The sequence below is a fragment of the Eggerthella sinensis genome (genome assembly GCF_003339815.1).
GTDB classification, from domain to species: Bacteria; Actinomycetota; Coriobacteriia; order Coriobacteriales; family Eggerthellaceae; genus Eggerthella; species Eggerthella sinensis.
Genome location: NZ_PPTT01000002.1, coordinates 72,943 through 89,182 on the forward strand (window position 1 = coordinate 72,943; position 16,240 = coordinate 89,182).

The 16,240-nt window shown below is 59.4% G+C and carries 16 protein-coding genes and 1 tRNA gene; 1 reads left to right on the forward strand and 16 read right to left on the reverse strand.

Annotated elements, in window-relative coordinates; all coding sequences use genetic code 11:
- Positions 1-21: 21 nt before the first annotated feature.
- The gene (locus C1876_RS01300; protein ID WP_114544926.1) at positions 22-1,599 is read right to left on the reverse strand and encodes a phytoene desaturase family protein; all 1,578 of its coding nucleotides are present in this window, start codon (positions 1,597-1,599) and stop codon (positions 22-24) included.
- Positions 1,600-1,886: 287 nt separating this feature from the next.
- Here C1876_RS01300 and C1876_RS01305 point away from each other — a divergent pair, with 287 nt between their 5' ends.
- A complete protein-coding gene (locus C1876_RS01305; RefSeq protein WP_114544927.1) occupies positions 1,887-2,543 on the forward strand; it encodes a hypothetical protein in 657 nt (218 codons plus the stop codon).
- Positions 2,544-2,608: 65 nt separating this feature from the next.
- On the opposite strand, the gene C1876_RS01310 is transcribed toward C1876_RS01305, so the two are convergent.
- The 15 genes from C1876_RS01310 to C1876_RS01380 all read right to left on the reverse strand — a co-directional run bounded on the left by C1876_RS01310 (position 2,609) and on the right by C1876_RS01380 (position 15,992).
- Positions 2,609-3,421, reverse strand: a complete 813-nt coding sequence (locus C1876_RS01310) for a UTP--glucose-1-phosphate uridylyltransferase (RefSeq protein WP_114544928.1) — start codon at positions 3,419-3,421, stop codon at positions 2,609-2,611.
- Between the two features lie 98 nt (positions 3,422-3,519).
- Entirely contained in the window at positions 3,520-3,717 is a 198-nt protein-coding gene (locus tag C1876_RS01315) for a CcmD family protein (protein ID WP_114544929.1), read from the reverse strand.
- 9 nt (positions 3,718-3,726) lie between these two features.
- Positions 3,727-4,497 (reverse strand): cytochrome c biogenesis protein, encoded by a 771-nt coding sequence (gene ccsA, locus C1876_RS01320; protein WP_114544930.1) that lies wholly within the window; start codon positions 4,495-4,497, stop codon positions 3,727-3,729.
- Between the two features lie 79 nt (positions 4,498-4,576).
- Positions 4,577-5,293, reverse strand: a complete 717-nt coding sequence (locus tag C1876_RS01325; protein WP_114544931.1) for a heme exporter protein CcmB — start codon at positions 5,291-5,293, stop codon at positions 4,577-4,579.
- The gene (locus tag C1876_RS01330; protein ID WP_114544932.1) at positions 5,294-6,019 is read right to left on the reverse strand and encodes an ABC transporter ATP-binding protein; all 726 of its coding nucleotides are present in this window, start codon (positions 6,017-6,019) and stop codon (positions 5,294-5,296) included.
- Between the two features lie 2 nt (positions 6,020-6,021).
- Positions 6,022-8,310 carry a heme lyase CcmF/NrfE family subunit gene (locus tag C1876_RS01335; protein ID WP_227113943.1) on the reverse strand — a complete coding sequence of 763 codons (2,289 nt, stop codon included), beginning with the start codon at positions 8,308-8,310 and terminating at the stop codon, positions 6,022-6,024.
- A 55-nt stretch (positions 8,311-8,365) separates the two neighbouring features.
- A complete protein-coding gene (locus tag C1876_RS01340; RefSeq protein ID WP_114544933.1) occupies positions 8,366-9,031 on the reverse strand; it encodes a cytochrome c maturation protein CcmE domain-containing protein in 666 nt (221 codons plus the stop codon).
- Between the two features lie 259 nt (positions 9,032-9,290).
- On the reverse strand, positions 9,291-9,986 hold the full coding sequence (gene cgr1 / locus C1876_RS01345; protein WP_114544934.1) for a cytochrome c-type protein Cgr1: 696 nt from the start codon (positions 9,984-9,986) through the stop codon (positions 9,291-9,293).
- A gap of 297 nt (positions 9,987-10,283) precedes the next feature.
- Positions 10,284-11,402: an ammonia-forming cytochrome c nitrite reductase subunit c552 gene (locus tag C1876_RS01350; protein WP_158544526.1), complete on the reverse strand. Its 1,119-nt coding sequence runs from the start codon at positions 11,400-11,402 to the stop codon at positions 10,284-10,286.
- A gap of 334 nt (positions 11,403-11,736) precedes the next feature.
- Positions 11,737-12,681, reverse strand: a complete 945-nt coding sequence (locus C1876_RS01355; protein ID WP_161961257.1) for a Shedu immune nuclease family protein — start codon at positions 12,679-12,681, stop codon at positions 11,737-11,739.
- A gap of 269 nt (positions 12,682-12,950) precedes the next feature.
- Positions 12,951-13,382 (reverse strand): DUF3795 domain-containing protein, encoded by a 432-nt coding sequence (locus C1876_RS01360; RefSeq protein WP_148044494.1) that lies wholly within the window; start codon positions 13,380-13,382, stop codon positions 12,951-12,953.
- A 152-nt stretch (positions 13,383-13,534) separates the two neighbouring features.
- Positions 13,535-13,610, reverse strand: a tRNA-Ala gene (locus C1876_RS01365).
- Positions 13,611-13,713: 103 nt separating this feature from the next.
- Positions 13,714-13,968 (reverse strand): helix-turn-helix domain-containing protein, encoded by a 255-nt coding sequence (locus C1876_RS01370; protein ID WP_114545048.1) that lies wholly within the window; start codon positions 13,966-13,968, stop codon positions 13,714-13,716.
- A gap of 10 nt (positions 13,969-13,978) precedes the next feature.
- The gene (locus C1876_RS17470) at positions 13,979-14,524 is read right to left on the reverse strand and encodes a hypothetical protein (RefSeq protein ID WP_148044493.1); all 546 of its coding nucleotides are present in this window, start codon (positions 14,522-14,524) and stop codon (positions 13,979-13,981) included.
- Between the two features lie 220 nt (positions 14,525-14,744).
- A complete protein-coding gene (locus tag C1876_RS01380; protein ID WP_114544939.1) occupies positions 14,745-15,992 on the reverse strand; it encodes a radical SAM/SPASM domain-containing protein in 1,248 nt (415 codons plus the stop codon).
- Positions 15,993-16,240 lie beyond the last annotated feature (248 nt).

A 16,240-nucleotide genomic window follows, 5' to 3' on the forward strand; every position in this document is an offset into this window, starting at 1 on the left:
CGGCGCCCCCGTACGCTGCGGTTATTTCACGATGTCGCGGAAATCAACCCCGTAGTCCTCAAGCACCTTCTGCACGCCCGCGCGCGCTCCGCCGGCGATGCCGCCACCGGGATGGCTCGAGCTGCCCAGGAAGTACAGGTTCTCGATATCGCCGTGGTACTCGTGGCCCTTGCCCACGATGGGGCGCATGTCGTACATCTGGCTGGGCTGCATGCCGATCTGCCCGATGTCGCCGTGCTTGAACGCGGGGTCCCATTCCTGGTACTCGAGCGGCGTGAGGCCCCACTTCGCCACGATGTCGTCGTCGGTGATGTTCGTCGTCATGCTCTTGAAGAAGTCCCACACCTGCTTCTTCAGCTCGTCACCGCGGGTCTCCCAGTTGCGCCAGTCGCCGTCGAGGTTCCACGGAGCGTAGCTGTACACGTTCACCACGCTGTGACCTGCGGGGCAGCGCGTCGGATCGGTGAGCGAGGGGATGGTGATGAGCGGCAGCTTCGGGTTGAACCCGCCCAGCGTGTAGTTGCTGAACGTTTCGAGGTACTCCTTCTCGTACGGCGCCGCCTCGATGCAGAACGTCTTGTTCACCTCGGGGCCGGTCTTGAATTCGGGGACGGTGCTCAGCGCGAACGCCTGGTTGAGCGCCATGAAGTCGCAGTGCTTGAGAATCTTGACGTAGTGGGAGTCCTCCGCCGGCGCATCGTCGCCCAGCATGTCGAACACGTCCTTGACGTTGATGGTGCTCACCACCGCGTTCGCCGCCACGAACTCGTCGCCGTTCTTGGTGCGCACGCTCTTGACCTCGCCGCCCTCCACCTTGATCTCGTTCACCCACGCGTTCTCGAACAGATCGGCGCCGTTGTCCTCGCAGCACGCCTTGAGGGCGTTCACGAAGTTGATGCAGCCGCCCTTCGGGAACGGCGCGCCGGGGTTCGCGGGATCGTGCAGGCCCGCGGTGAAGTACAGCAGCGTCGCCGTGCCGATGGCGCGCGGGTCGATCATCATCTCGGTGCACCACCGCGTGAACGTGACGCGCGCCTGCTCGCTCTCGAACCACTCCTCCACGATCTGCTGTGCCGACGAGTTCAGCACGCGCTGGAACTCGCGGCCCTCGGGGCTCATGCTCATGACGTTCATCATGGCGCCGTACGGCGGCGGCGGAGCCTGGGAGCCGATGCCGGCAACCGACAGCATGCGCGTCATGTACTGGTTGAACTCAAGGTAGGTTTCGGCATCCTTCTCGGAGAACTTCGCAATGTTCTGGCAGGATTGATCGATATCCTTCGTCATGACGAGGTTCGTATCGTCGGGGAAGATCGAGCAGAACAGCGAGTCGAGGTAGCAGTATTCCAGGCCGTACTTCGAGAACAGACCCAGCTCGTCGCCGCGGACGATGGGCGTTTTCGAGATCATGTTGTGCACCATGCCGCCCGTGTCGGCGATGTAGCCCGGTGCGATTTCCTGCGAGCGCGTGCCGCCGCCGAACTCGTCGTTCGCCTCCAAGCAGCACACCTTGAACCCGGCCTTCGCCAGATAGGCGGTGGTGAGCAACCCGTTGTGTCCGCCGCCGAGCACGACGAAATCGTACGTTCCTCCAGCCATGTCTCCTCCTCAAAACGAGATGTTATACGAGTCCTCGAGGTGGCTGCAGTATATGAAATTGTGCGGATGCACAAGTATGACCACTCTTTGAAAAATGGGTTCTGACCGGCTATAACTATGACCAGTTTGCTCATTCTGGGTTGAATTTGCTACTATCCAGACCCACTATCGAAGAACTGGGTGACGGTTCCGCGGGAGGTTTTTTGTGCACCCTCCTATAATGGGGAACCAACCCATTCCCGACTCTCCCCTACAAGCCGAACGTCCTTCGCAAGGAGTGATGGTTCATGAGCGTCAAGGATGATAGGAAGCAAGCGTTTGCCACCGTGTTCATGAATCTCGTTGCGGAGTCGCCGCGCAATCGGCGTGTGAGCGTGGTGGATATCACCAACGCGGTGGGGTGTGAACGCAAGACGTTCTACTACTATTTCGAGAATATCGACGACCTGATCATCTGGATTTTCCGTTCGTCGTTCAAGCGCACGGTGGAGACGGAGTTCGCCGACTTCCCCCTCGTGAAACCCCACCCCGACCTGCACGACCCCTACAGCGATTGGCCGTTCTACGTGCGCCTCGAGGCTGAAAATCGATTCTTGGCGCAGGGGCCGTACTTCAAACGCATCTCGTATCACTGGGTGGACAATCGCGATTACTACACCAACATGTTCCGCAACGACGAACGCTCGTACAACAACCTGCTGGAGTACCTCGTAAACCTGTACGTCCCCGCCCTGCGCGACGACATCCTGTTCATGCTCGACGGCCGTCCCCTCCATCCCGACGCGCTCAACTTCCTTGCCGAGTATCACGCCATGGGCATCTTCGGGCGGCTGCAATGGCACTTCGGCCACACGCACAAGGAGATCATGCAGCCCGCGCTCGACCCGTACTGGAACTATGCGCATACGTGCCTCAAACACACGATCGACCACATGGTGCCGTAAGAGGGAGGATGCACGCATGAAAAAGGGGCCGCCTTGCGGCGGCCCCTGACCAGGTCGGAAACGTGCTACCCGTTCTTGCGGGCGAACAGGATGTTGTTCGTCTCGAGCCAGCTCTCCACGGTGCCGGTGTCGAAACCGTCGGACGGATCGATGACGAGCGCGTACATCTCCTCCTCGCGCAGCACGGCGTCGAGCGCGTCGGTCAGCTGAATCTCGCCGCCCACGCCGGGCTCCACGTCGGCCAGCAGCTCCATCACGCGCGCGCTCAGCAGGTAGCGGCCGAACACGGCCAGGTTCGACGGCGCGTCCTCGAGGGCCGGCTTCTCCACCAGCGCGTCGATCTTCCACACGTCGTCGGACACGGCCTCGCCCGCGATGACGCCGAAGCGGCTCACCTGGTCGTCCGGCACCGGCATGACGGCGATGACGCTCGCGCCGCCGTGCGCGTCGGACACCTCCTGCATGCGGGGCAGCATCTTGTTGTCGGGCACCAGCACATCGCCCAACAGCACGTAGAAGGGCTCGTCGCCCGTCTTCTCGGCCGCGCAATGCACGGCGTGCCCCAAGCCCAGCGCCTCGTCCTGATACACGTAGCTCACATTGAGATTCCCCACGTATTCCACCTGATCGGCATACGCGTCCTTGCCGCGAGCGCGCAGCATGGCCACCAGTTCCGGGTTCGGCGTGAAGTGCTCCTCGATGGCCTTCTTCTCGCGGCTGTTGATGATGACCACCTCGTCCGCGTCGGACGCGAGGCCCTCCTCCACCACGTACTGAATGGCCGGACGATCCACGACGAGCAGCATCTCCTTCGGCTGCGCCTTCGTGGCGGGCAGGAAGCGCGTGCCGAGGCCGGCCGCGGGAATAAGTGCCTTCATGTGCGCTGTACCTTTCTTCACGGTTCACATGCGAAGCGCCGCACAAGCGGCGCCTCGTTCATTGCGTATCAATATTGTAGCACGACCGATCCGCGCGCTTAGGCATCCTGCTGCGCGAGGCCTCGCTCCGCCAGCTCCTCTTCCAGCACGGCCATCTGAGCTTCGGCCTTCTTCACGCCGCGCATGATGATGAACACGTACACGAACAGCGCCAACCAAATAAGCGCGTAGGCCGCGATGACATACGGCGCAGCCGGAAGAATGGTGCTGTAAATCTGCTCGAGAATAGGGTTCATGGGGACTCCTTAGTCTTCCAGGGCTTCTTTGATGGCTTCCACGCGTTCGGACAGGCGCACCTGACGGAACCGGAAACGGTACAGCGCAAACGCAATCATGAACATGCCGAACATCGACACGAGCAGCGGCAGCAGCATGTCGGGCGACAGGCCGGAGTCGGTGCGGAAGATGGTGGGATGCACGCCCGAAGGAATCAGGCGCGTGATCATGAAGCAAATGGGCGCATCGACGAACGCGATGATGCCGAACACGCTTGCATACGTTGCGCGACGCTCCGGATCATCGATGGCGTTGCGCAGGATGAAGTACGCGATAACCAGCAGCATCAGGATGAAGTACGTGGTCAGACGCGGCTCCCACGTCCACCACACGCCCCACTCGAAGCGCTCCCACATCTCGCCGGAGAACATGGTGCACAGGATGAATACGAGGGCGATCTCGGTGGCAATCTTGCCGCAGGTATCGAAGCGCTTCTCCTTCGTCATGAGGAAGCGGATGCCGTAGTACGCCGTGAACGCAAGCGCGACGAACGACGTGATGGCAACCGGCATGTGGAAGTAGAAGATCTTTTGGGACAGCAGCAGCATGTTCGACACCATCTGCCCGCCGATCATCTCCACGCCGTCGACAGCAGCGCCGTTCACAAGGGGCGCATACAAAAACGTGAGCAGAAACCCGATGGTGGTCAGCACGCCGCCGGCCAGCGCCAGCCAAGGTGCCGCCTTGTCTTGCCAGCCCCCTGCCTCGGGCAGCTTGAGCGCCTTCTTCTTCTCGGTCATCTCTCTCCTTCTCTCTCAAAAACCGCTCATTGCGGATGGTTCCCCGGTGCGCCGGCATCGAGCCCGACGCGGTTTGCCGCTAAGCGCTGATCACGAAATCGTACAGCACCCAGCTCAGCAGAATCATGATGACGTCGTAGCCGCCGGCCAGCGCCAGCGACGAGACGAACGTGTCCATATACCCCTCGCTGCCCACGATGACCACCGTGGTGGCGGCCACGCATGCGTACAGCAGCGGGAACACGAGCGGGATGAACAGCACGGCTAGCATGACGTCCTTGCCGCGCGTGTTGATGGTGATGGTGGACAGCAACGTGCCGATACCCGCCACGCCGATGGTGCCCACGAGCAACGGCACCACGATGAGCAGGAAGCTCCCTGCGGGCTGCGTACCCGTCAGGAAGAAGAAGTAGAACAGCGGCACGGTAATCACTTCGACGATGAGCAGGAACAACAGGTTCGACGTGGCCTTCGCCAGGAAAATCACCGAGCGATCGAGCGGCACGAGCAAGATGCCCTCGAGGCAGCCCTGCTCCTTCTCGTGCGAGAACGATCGGTTGAGGCCCAGCAACGACGTGAACACCACGAGCGCCCACAACAGGCCGCCGCTCATCTGCAGCACATCGGTGGCCTGCGAGGTCTGCGCAAGCGCCGCCCCGTACACCACGAGCACCAACAGCGCGTAGATGCCCATGGAGGTGAGCATTTCCTTCGTGCGGAACTCCTGCTCCAGGTCCTTGCGCAGCAGCGTCTTGTATTGCTGGAACGTCGAGGGCTTCTTCAGCACAACCGCCATTTACGCCACCCCCATGCCAACCGTCGAGCGATACAGCGCGGAGAACTCGTCGAAATCGAACGCGTCCTTCTCGTCGAACGCCACCACCTTGCCCTTCGCCAGCACGAGCGCGTGCGTGCACATTGCGAAGCCTTTCTGCAGGTCATGGCTCACCATGACGAACGTGCGCCCCTCGCGTTGCTGCTCGATGAGCTCGTCGAAGATTTCCACGGCGTGCGGGTCGAGGCCCGAGTAGGGCTCGTCGAGGAACACGACGTCAGGGTCGTGGATGAGCGCGCGGGCGATGGACAGGCGCTGCGTCATGCCGCGCGAGAACGTGCGCACCACGTCGAGGCGGCGATGCTTGAGCTCCACCGCCTCCAACAGTTCCAGAACACGCGCCTCGGGATCGGCCACCCCGTAGAGGCGCGCGTAGATCAACAGGTTCTGCTCCGCCGTCAAATCGGGGTAGAGCATGGAATTGTGCGAAATGAGGCCGATGTGGTCGCGCGCCTTGTCGGGGTCGTCCTTGAGGTCCACGCCCATGAGCGTGGCCTCGCCGGACGTGGCCCGCGACAGCGTGGACAGCACGCGCAAGAGCGTCGTCTTGCCCGCGCCATTCGGCCCGAAGATCGAGAGGAACGCGCCCTGCGGCACTTCGATCGACACCTTGTCGACGGCTCGGCGGTTGCCGAACACCTTCGAGAGCTTCTTCGTCTTGATCGCGGGTTCCACACCGGCCTCCATGATTACAGGATCTCCTCGGCGGCGTTTTCGACGGCGCCCGCGTTCTCGACGACGTCCTCAACCGCATCCTCGCCGAGCTTCTCCACGTCTTCCTTCACGCGGTCGACGCCCTTTTCGGCAAGCTCGATCTTATCTTCTTCGCCCTCGGACAGCTTGCGCTTCGCACCGCGACGCCCGAGCGTGGCAACCAGGATGCCGGCCATGAGCAGGCCGAAGCCAATCCACACTTCCGAGATGAGCGGGTTCACGCGCACGTCCATGGAGAAGTCGCCGTCCTCGTTCACGCCACGGTACACCACGAACAGGTCCTCCGTGGGGAACGAGATGACGCTCGCCACGAGCTTCTGCTGCTGCGTGGACTGGACGAACTGCACGGTGGGGCTCACGGCACCCACGAATTCGCCGTTCTTGTACACGTCGAAGTTCACCGTGTACATGATGTCGTCGTCGTTGGCCTGCGGCTCGATGCTGTTGCCGGTGTAGCGCAGCTCGAAGTCCTGGATGACGAACGGCTCGGAGGCCGTGTCGGACTCCGCATCGTACTTCACGTAGCCGGTCTTCTCGGTCACGTACATGGACGAGCCGATGAGGCCCACGAGGATGACGGCCATGCCCAGGTGAGCGATGAAGCCGCCGAACGTGGACGCGCGGTTCACCAGCATGCCCCAACCAGCGGCCAGCACGTTGCCGCCGTGGCCCTTCTGGTAGCCGCGGATGGCGCGACCCAGCATGAACAGCGAGTTGAAGAACAGGAGGCTGGCCACGAGCAGGCCCACCACGGCCACGCCGTTGTAGTACCACGACGGACCCTGCTCCAAGAGACCCTCGGCCTCAGTGCCGCCCGCCGCCAGGATGGCGTCGTAGCTGGGCAACAGGTAGGTGATGAAGTAGAACAGCAGCACGGCGAACAGCACGATGGCGCAGATGCCCGGAATGCGGGCGCGCTTCCAGAACTGCTTGCCCTCGGTGCGGCCCCACGAAAGCAGGGGGCAGACGGCCAGGATGGCCAGGTAGATCACGCCGAGGGGGCGCGCGATGGCGTTGTAGGTGCCCGCGGACACCGTCTGGCCGCCGAAGGGCAGCTGCGACGGCAGCGCCGACGACACGGTGAGGTACGCCAGCAGCACGGCGAACACGATCATGATGACGTTGTTGAAGTAGTACGCGGCATCCTTCGACAGCATGTTCTCCACGTCGTCGACGCCCGAGTCGGACGGGCCGAAGCTCTTCCAACGCACGATGAGGCCCACGATGCCGGCCAGGATGGACGCACCGATGAGCACGCCGAACAGCGCGAGCGACACCGGGTCGCCCTCAAATGCGTGCACCGACTGCACGAGGCCCGAGCGGGAGATGAACGTGCCCACGATGACGAACGCGAACGTCAGGCACGCGCACATCACCGACCAGCGCTTGAACGCGCCGCGCTGACGGTACACGGTGAAGCTGTGGATGAGCGCCACGCCGACGATCCACGACAGCAAGCTGGCGTTCTCGACGGGGTCCCAACCCCAGTAGCCGCCCCAGCCGAGCACGACGTAGGCCCACACGGCACCGAGGCCGATGCCCACGCCCAAGAAAAGCCAGGAGAACAGGGTGTAGCGCTGCGAGCGCACGACCCACTCCTTGGAGGAGTCGTTCACGATGATGGCCGCGATGGCGTACGCGAACGGGATGGTGAGGCCTGCGTAGCCCACGAACAGGGTGGGCGGATGGATGGCCATGGCCCAGTGCTCGAGGAGCGTGTTCATGCCCCAGAGCGCCGCCTCGCCGCGCAGGTTGCCCGAGCCGTCGAAGTACTTGGCAGCGGTAGCCGTGAACGGCATGTTGCTCTCGGAGAACAGCAGCACGCCCACGAACGCGGCCAGCACGAGCTGGGACACGAGCAGCGCCATGGAGTCGAGCTTGCGCCCGCGCTTCATGTTGCGAACGGCCACCACCGAGTTGAACACGGCGATGAGCCACGCCCAGAACAGCAGCGAGCCCTCGCGGCCGGCCCACAGGCCCGACAGCTTGTACAGCCAGGCGAGTTCGCTCGCCGAGTCGCTGTGGTAGCGCACCACGTACTCGATGCTCGTATCGCCCGTCATGAAGCAGTACACCAGAATGCCGCAGCACACGGTGAGGCCCACCATGGAAAGGAGGACGGCAATGTGCCCGCCCCAGGTGAGCGTTTCGCCCACGCCGCCCGGCTTCTTGCGGGACAGCACGGCCCCGGCAATCAGGCACACGACGGATACCGCTACGCCCGCAAACGCGACGAGCAGTCCGATCAAACCTATTGTTGGCATCTACTAATCCTTTCGGGGGCGGCGCGAGGCCGCCCTTCATTTCTTTGGGAGCGACTTAGCCCTCGAGGGCCACGTCGGTCGCGGCGAACTTGCCCTGCGCGTTCATGGAGCCGGTCAGAACGAGCGCGGAGCCGTCCTTCACCTCGTCCGAGATCGCGTCGCTGAACTCCACGGCAAGCTCTTCGCCGTTGTCGGGATCGACGAGCACGAAGCGATCGCCCTCGCCGGCCGCCTTCAGCGTGCCGTCCTTCACCACGCCGGACACCTTCACCGGCTTGTCGACCACTTCGTCGCCGTATCCCGTCAACTGGGAAACCGTGAGCGCATCCGTGGCGTTCTCGTACTTGGACGGGCACTTCGTCACGAGCTCGGTGGCGTTCAGCACGCCGTCCTGCCCGACCTTGCCCGTGCAAATAGCCGTCACGTCGTTGCCGAACGTGGCGGACACGCCACCTTCGAAGCGCACGTGGAGCTGCTGGGTCATGTCTCCTTGCGGGTCGTAGATATCGAACGTCAGCACGTCGTTTTCCGTCTTGAACGAGTTTTCAACGACGTTGCCGCTCACTTGTATTTTCTGGTCCGCATAGTTCCCCGTTGCAGCCTCCGCCACCGACACGGTCTTTGCTGAGCTCGTGCCGCCGACGACGGCCAGAATAACCACCAGCACGATGACGATGATGCCGGTCACCACAACCATGCGGCGCTTCGTTTTCGCGTTCACGCTCGCCTCCTTATTCGTCTCTCTCCAAACGCCATTTTCACGTACCTCAAAGTTCCGAGGAGCGCAATGGCACGGAATTCAAAGATTCACCATGCGTACCGCGCCATGCACCCTATTCCGGGAGTTCAAAGCTACCATTTCGTTCTTCGGACCTTTGACAAAAGGAGCCCGTCCAAGCGTATTCATGCGCTTCGGCGGGCTCCCTCTTGCTTATTTGGTTCTTTGCTCGCGAACGAGCGGGTGCTGATTGCTTGGTAGCTTACGCCGCCGAAAGCTTGTTGGCCTCGGCAACCGTCAGCCAGCCCTCGGGCACTTCAGCTTCGCTATGGCACTGCGTGCAGTACATAACGGAAGCGCGGTGCGCCTTGTGGCATTCGCTGCAGGCGATCTCGCCGTGCTGCGCCACGTGAGGATTGAACTCCATGTCGGCCGTAGCCTTCTGAAGATCCTCGCGCGTCAAGTTGTGGCAGCTCTCGTTCAGGCAGAACGCGTCATCTTCGATGCCGCGAGCCTCCGTCAGCATCTCCGTGTCACGCTCTTCGAGCGGATACACGTAGTTGCCGGTGACCCAGTTCATGCCTTCGGACATCTGCTCGCTCAACGTCGGAACGTGGCAGCTCAGGCAATCCTCGCCCTGGTCCTTGTGCACAACGGCCATCATGGAGCTGGAGTTCGCAACTTCGTTGCCCCACTTGTCAACGCCAGGCTGGCCCGCTTCCTGCTCGTACGTCGTCAGATACGGATCCATCGGCGTGTGGCAAATAGCGGAACAGAAGCTCGGCTGCTCGTGCCAAACCCAGAAGCCGGCACCGGCTGCAATCAAAACAACCACAACGACGCCTACGACGATCGGCCACTTCTTTCCCTTTTTCTTGGGAGCGGCTTCCTTGGTCGTAGAGTCATCGGATGCAGTTGCCTCAGTGGCGGCTTCCACTTTGGTTTCCTCTTCGCTCATGCTCTTTAACCCCCTTTCGTGTTTTCTCGTCTTGCATTCCCGTCGTCTCCGTTACAGATAGGCATCGATTTCGCTGCCAAACGGAAACACAAGCACTTTACCACATGCATACTAGCCTTGAACCGACAAAAAACCTATCACCCATTTGGGGGGAATTAGCCCGGATTGCCCCTGTTTTTCGTGTGATACCGGCTATTTTTGGCGGTTTTATGCAAACGTTCCCAAAAATGCGCAAGGGAGGAGGAAGCTTGAGCTCCCCCCTCCCGCTGCGCGTCGGAGAGACCGGTAGGTTATCGACTAGAGCTGTGCCAGAGCCTCGTCCACAGCAGCCTCGGACTTGTCGAGCGTGTCCTGAGCGAGTGCGGAATTGTGCGCGCCGTCGCTGTTCTCAACCATGACCCAGTCCCAATAGAACTGCGAGGTGCGGTTGAGCTCGCGGAGAGCGTTCAGCTCGTCGTCGCTCTTCGAACCGTCGGCCACAGCGGCCGCCAGCTTGTTGTTCAGGTCGACGAGCTTGTCGCCGATGCTGTTCACGCGGTCGATAGCCTTGGTCTGATTGGCCTTGACCTCAGCCTTGATGTCCTTGTGGCACTTGGAGCAGTCGTTGGCGATGAGCTCTTCGTTCTCGAGCGGGCTCGTCCAATTGTGGCTCTTGTACTCGGTGCCGCTTTCGCTCTTGGCGTCAGCCATGTGGCAGTCAGAGCAGCTGTAGCCCTGCTTGGCCATCGGGGAGCCCTCGCCGCCGTACACCGTCTCGAACTCGGGGTGCTGCACCTTGATCTGCTCGGTGCCGTTGTCCGGGTTCGTGTGGTCGACGTAGCGCTTGCCGCCGGTCAGGCCGTTCTCGATAGCCAGAACCTTCTCCGGCGTGGCCTCGGCGAGACCGCTCCACGGGTTCTCGGCAGCCTTGTTCTCACCGGGGAAGAAGTACTCGTTGTGGCACTGGCCGCAGGACATGGCGCCCTCGGGCAGCTGCGACGCGTCGTCGCCCACAGCGTTCACAAAGAACTGGCGAATGGCAACCGTGCCGTCCTTCGGGGTGTTCTCATGGCAGTCATAGCAGCTGATGGGCTCGGAAACCTGAGCTTCCATCTCGTGGATGTCGGACGTGTTGAGCGTCGGGTCGGCATCCTGCTTGAGGATGAACTCGGACGACTTGCACGTCAGGCAGTTGGCCGTCTTGGGGTTACGGCCGGTCTCGCTGATGTCCTTGAGCGCGTAGGTGTGACCGTTCGGCTCGTTGTAGTACTTGGAGAACGCGGAACCCGCCCAGATCGTCTTGATCTGCGGGTAGATCTCGGTGTAGTCGCCCGGATCCGTGTTGTCGTTGTTCTCCATGTAGGTGGCGTACTCGTCAGGATAGATATCCTTCCACGCTTCCGCCGTGATGATTCCGTTCTCATTCGGGGCCGGCATCTGCACCTGCGTTGCCGGTTCCTTGCTATCCGTGCTCTCGTCTTTCGTTTGATTGCTGGGCGTACATGCCGCCAAGCCCATGATCAGAACGCAGACGCTAGCGAGGGAAAGCCACATTCCTGCTTTTTTGTTTGTAAGCATAGCCTTCATTCAAGCATCTCCTCCCTTTGCGATCTCTTAGCGATCTAGTCGATCTCTCCTTCATGAAATATACACTTTTCACGATGGAAGGATGACCTCGCAGCTTCGCGTGAGGGAATCCCGACCAGCAACATAGGGAAAAACCCTAGCTAACTATGCGCAGGTCAGCATGGAAGGGAGGGGTGGGTGGCGCTCATCTTCGCAGCTTTCGAAGAAACGAATCCCATGTGTCAAGACGTGCGACAAATGAACTCTGCTCGAATGTTGTTCGAAACGTACTATCTCGATAGTCATCTTTATCTCTACCGCCAATGACGGAGAAATGGCAATTAATATCTTTGGCCGGATCGACCCCCAGAGATTCTAATGGTCCAACAAATGCATTATGCGCGGAATGCCCGCTCTCAGCGCGAATCCTGACGTCATGGACGTGCTTTCGAAAATCTGCATAGTTTCGCTCTATCCACAGCTTCCGTTTCTGAAGCTGCGTTATCGCTTTGGAGATTTCCGCATTTTGTTGTTCATAGTGACCTCGGGCGGTCAGATTGAAATTAGCTCCCTTTACCTCTATGATCCAAACATCCATTCTTGAGGTACCACTGAAAACAACGAAGTCGGCAAACCCTGTATCGCCGATCGGAAATTCCGAGAAACAAATGTACTCGTCTTGCGGATATGCATACACTTCCCCGAAAAACGAAAGATCTGATTTTAGGAAGCTCTGCAAAGCTCTCTCATTCGCACCGGAACACACGAGCGACTCAAGCTCCTCTTTCGACTTCTGCTGATCGACAATCTGACGCAATCGACAATTCAGGACATGGTCTTGATAGATATCGAGCCCGAAACGAGGATTGATCTCGTTTCGCATCGACACGAGTTGTTTTTGAAGCTGAGGGATATCCGAAGTCGCCGTAAGGAACTCAGCATCATTGCAGCCAAGTAGAGCGAATGCCCTTTCATTGGAAATAGTAATCCAATTCGTACGCTCGCCAAAAGTCACGATCGAGAACTCTTGAGGGTGTTTTTCGTAGTGCTCGACAATCATCGGAGCCGGGACGACTATGCGACCCTGTTCGCGCAATTGTTCCATGATGCCCTCAATGCTGTTCGTTACGGAAGGTCCCGTGTTATCCAAGCCTAGATCCGTTATGACAACATAGACGTGCTCGCCATTCGCAAATAGCCTCACCCTACACAAACCGAGACTTGCGAAGCCGCTTCTCCTCTTAAACTTGAAAATGAAATCACTAAGTTTCATATAGTCGCCTCCTAAAAGGATGGTGTACCAACTATATACAACTTCAACGACAACCTACCCGATGAATTGGGCCTTCCTGTAACGGAGGAAATTGTATTGCCCAAAACGTTTATAATGGTTCTGACACACTATGAATGAGACACACACTATTCATGCTTTATAATAGGTCCCTGGCCGACGACGAAATCGCCCTCGTAGTAGCGTTTGCGGATGAGCGCGGATTCCTCGATCCAGGCTTCGATGCCGTTGGACTTCATCCTGCACAGGTTGTACACCTTCATGTTGTGCGGGTAGTCGGCTCCCTTTTCGGTAGGGGCCAGCAACCCACAGGGGAAATCGTCGCACTCGAAGCAGTAGGTCACGCCCTTCTCCTCGACGCATGCCCACGTTGCGCAATCGCCTTGCGCCCAGTAGCACTTCCCGTGCTCGCCCCGACAACCTTTGCAGCCGACTTCCTCGATTGAGAGCGCAAGCCGTTCGGCTTCTTCCCGCTTGAACTCGTCGGTGAGGTTCGTTTCGAACCAACTGCAGTTGAAGCAATCCAACCCACAAGGCGCAATGTGGTCCCTCTTGTCCATGTTCGGCACTCCCCCGCGTTCATCGGTTGTTTATCAGGTTGGATTGATTATACGCGCTGCATCTTTGACATTCCGGGAGTTTTAACCGGCGAGCGCTATCGGAAAACGCAAATCGGGCCGGAAGCGATGGCTTCCGGCCCGATTGAATTTCGTGGTGGAGATGAAGGGATTCGAACCCTCGACCCCCACGTTGCGAACGTGGTGCTCTCCCAGCTGAGCTACATCCCCACGAATATGTGCGCTTGAAGCGCGGTTGGTTATTTTCCCTGTATTGGGGCCATTTGTCAAATGGCAATTGGCGACGATCCGCTAAATATACACGAAGGAGTAATTATTCGTCCTCTTCATCGTCGAAATCGAGGAACATGGCGTCAGCCTCGGCAGCGGAGACGTGCTTGAGAATGTCGCCTGGTTGGCATTTAAGAACCTCGCACAACATGTCGAGCGTGGAGAAACGGACCGCCTTGATTTTGCCGGTTTTGATGCGCGACAGGTTCACGTTGGTGATTCCCACTTTGTCGGCGAGATCGTTGAGCGAAATATGTCGATCGGCCATAACCTCGTCGAGATGGAGAACGATAGGCATCTGCATCCACCTAGAGCGTCTCGTCCGAGAACTCTTGGAGAAGGACGCCATATTTGAAGACAAAAGAGAACGAAAACACAATAGCTGCTGCAATGATCGGCGTAAAGTTGATCGGGATAACCGTCTTCGCAGTAATGGACGTATAGCCCAATCCGAGATTATCAAATCGAGTGAATGGAGTGCTTGCAGAAGCAACAAGGTCGACTATCGCATACAGTACAAGCATAGCGGACACAATTCGCAATCGCTTGACCTGCGTCATCGTAAACGGCGATTCGCCTTTTGCGGCATCCGAGAACATTCCAATTAGGACAAGAAAGATTGAAGCCGCAATAGCTCCATATACGATGCAAAGAATAGCACTGAGCACGCTAACGTTATTGACCACATCGAAAGCGCCTGGATTAACAAGAGAATAAAGGGTTGCAGCAGAAGCGGCAACCCAGCCTAAGCAAAAGACAACGAACAAAACTTTCATAGCAGAGCATAGAAACTTGCATACTTTTCGAACTTTGATCAGCGAACTGCTTGTCTCTTCTGCTTCCTCGGTTGACATTCCGCCCCCTAACTAGCCCTATTGAATAACCAAATGATAGCATTTGAAGGGCAAGGTTTAGTTTGAGGATCGAATAAGGCCTCTTTCGAGAAACGAGAGAGGCCTGGCCATAGGTTAAAGGAAACGAGCACTCAGAAGCCGGGTGCAATGCAGATATCACCCCAACCAATCACAGGGCAAATCGTGCGCGGTTCCGCTTCGCTATAAAACAGCATATTGTTCACCTCCTTTGGTTGATTGAGGCTGACATGGCGGCGCCCAGGACGTCGTAGAATTCCTGGGTCATGCGGCAGTAGGAGTCCTTGGACTTCAGGCTGCCGGATTCGAACAGCGAGCGGGCTCTACAGCCACCCCCGCAGATTCGCAGGTAACGGCATGTTCCGCAATCTTCGAAATCAGCGGCGTCGAAGGACTGGAACATGCGGGATACGTCGGTGCTCAGCGCGTCGCGCACCGAATCGGTGAAGGCGTTGCCCATGGCGAGCTCGGGGCGATGCAGCATATGGCAGGGATAGATGGTGCCGTCGGCGTCGATGCTGAGAGACTTGAAGCCGGCGCCGCACGCGCGCTTCACCGTGAGGTTCACGCCTACCGGCGCGTCCATGGCAGGCAGCGGCTTGCCGTTGTCGAGCGTGAGCAGCGCGCGGCCGAGCGTGCGCAGCTCCTCGTCGCCGGGCAGCAGGCCGCCGAGCGCTTCGTCGTTCGGCTCGCAGGTGAGCAGGCTGAAGTTGAGCGAGGCGCCCAGATCGCGCGAAAGCTGCACGTAGGACGCGAGGTCATGCACGTTCTTGGCGTGCACGGTGGGAATGATGTGCGCCGGAATGCCCGCGCGCTGCACCATCTTCACGGCTTCCACGAGCTCGTCGAAACGCTGCTCGCTTCTGATATAGGCGGGCGCGGAGGCCGAGCAGCCGTCGAACGACACCGACACGCAATCGACGTGCGGGGCGAGGCGCTCGAGCGCGGCTTCGGTCATGCGCGTACCGTTCGACAGCACGGTGACCGACCCGATGTCGCACACGCGCTTGGCGTGCTCGACGATGTCGGGGAGGTCGTCGCGCAGAAACGGCTCGCCGCCCGAGATGATGAGCTGCATCACGCCAGCTTCGGCAAGCGACTCAAGCGCATGCTCGACAGCGGCGAGCGGCGCATCGGCCAGGTGATTGCGATGCTCGTCCAGGGAGTAGCAACCCGCGCAATCCAGGTTGCAGCGCTGCGTGACGTGCAGGTAGGACGACAGCACGCGCGGCTCGGACACGACGCGCTCGAAGAACCCGCCCTTGCCGAGGTGCTCCAAGAGCGCCGGATCGACAGCGGCAACGTCCTCTTCGGGAACGTCTTCCTCAAGCAGGCGGGCGCACACCGCAGCCCCCGGAGCCGTCAAACCGATGGCATACCCCGTGTCGAGGCAACCGACCATCGGGATTCCCGCGAAGTCGAACAGAACTACCCCATCGGTGAATCTCATACCAGCTCCTCGTCATGTGTTGAACATACCCCTTGAAAAGTATGGGATGGAGGCCCTTCCCCACGCTCAACAACGGATATTCTCGTTCAACTAAGCGTTGTTTTCACAAGGTTTGACCTATGGTAACGCACCATGCGGTGTAATTCCACTGTTACGTTTTGAATTTTCGCGAGCTATCTGGGCATTCGCGGGGTGTAAAACGCCGAAGCCGCACCCACAGATTTAACGTTTTATGATAAATTGTTTGA

Coding starts and splice junctions, on each gene's coding strand:
- cgr1 (WP_114544934.1), bottom strand. CDS start 9,986: ATGAGCGAAGAGGAAACCAAAGTGGAAGCCGCCACTGAGGCAACTGCA.
- C1876_RS01380 (WP_114544939.1), bottom strand. CDS start 15,992: ATGAGATTCACCGATGGGGTAGTTCTGTTCGACTTCGCGGGAATCCCG.
- C1876_RS01310 (WP_114544928.1), bottom strand. CDS start 3,421: ATGAAGGCACTTATTCCCGCGGCCGGCCTCGGCACGCGCTTCCTGCCC.
- C1876_RS01330 (WP_114544932.1), bottom strand. CDS start 6,019: ATGGAGGCCGGTGTGGAACCCGCGATCAAGACGAAGAAGCTCTCGAAG.
- C1876_RS01360 (WP_148044494.1), bottom strand. CDS start 13,382: ATGGACAAGAGGGACCACATTGCGCCTTGTGGGTTGGATTGCTTCAAC.
- C1876_RS01335 (WP_227113943.1), bottom strand. CDS start 8,310: ATGCCAACAATAGGTTTGATCGGACTGCTCGTCGCGTTTGCGGGCGTA.
- C1876_RS17470 (WP_148044493.1), bottom strand. CDS start 14,524: ATGTCAACCGAGGAAGCAGAAGAGACAAGCAGTTCGCTGATCAAAGTT.
- ccsA (WP_114544930.1), bottom strand. CDS start 4,497: ATGACCGAGAAGAAGAAGGCGCTCAAGCTGCCCGAGGCAGGGGGCTGG.
- C1876_RS01370 (WP_114545048.1), bottom strand. CDS start 13,968: ATGCCTATCGTTCTCCATCTCGACGAGGTTATGGCCGATCGACATATT.
- C1876_RS01315 (WP_114544929.1), bottom strand. CDS start 3,717: ATGAACCCTATTCTCGAGCAGATTTACAGCACCATTCTTCCGGCTGCG.
- C1876_RS01350 (WP_158544526.1), bottom strand. CDS start 11,402: ATGCCGGCCCCGAATGAGAACGGAATCATCACGGCGGAAGCGTGGAAG.
- C1876_RS01305 (WP_114544927.1), top strand. CDS start 1,887: ATGAGCGTCAAGGATGATAGGAAGCAAGCGTTTGCCACCGTGTTCATG.
- C1876_RS01300 (WP_114544926.1), bottom strand. CDS start 1,599: ATGGCTGGAGGAACGTACGATTTCGTCGTGCTCGGCGGCGGACACAAC.
- C1876_RS01325 (WP_114544931.1), bottom strand. CDS start 5,293: ATGGCGGTTGTGCTGAAGAAGCCCTCGACGTTCCAGCAATACAAGACG.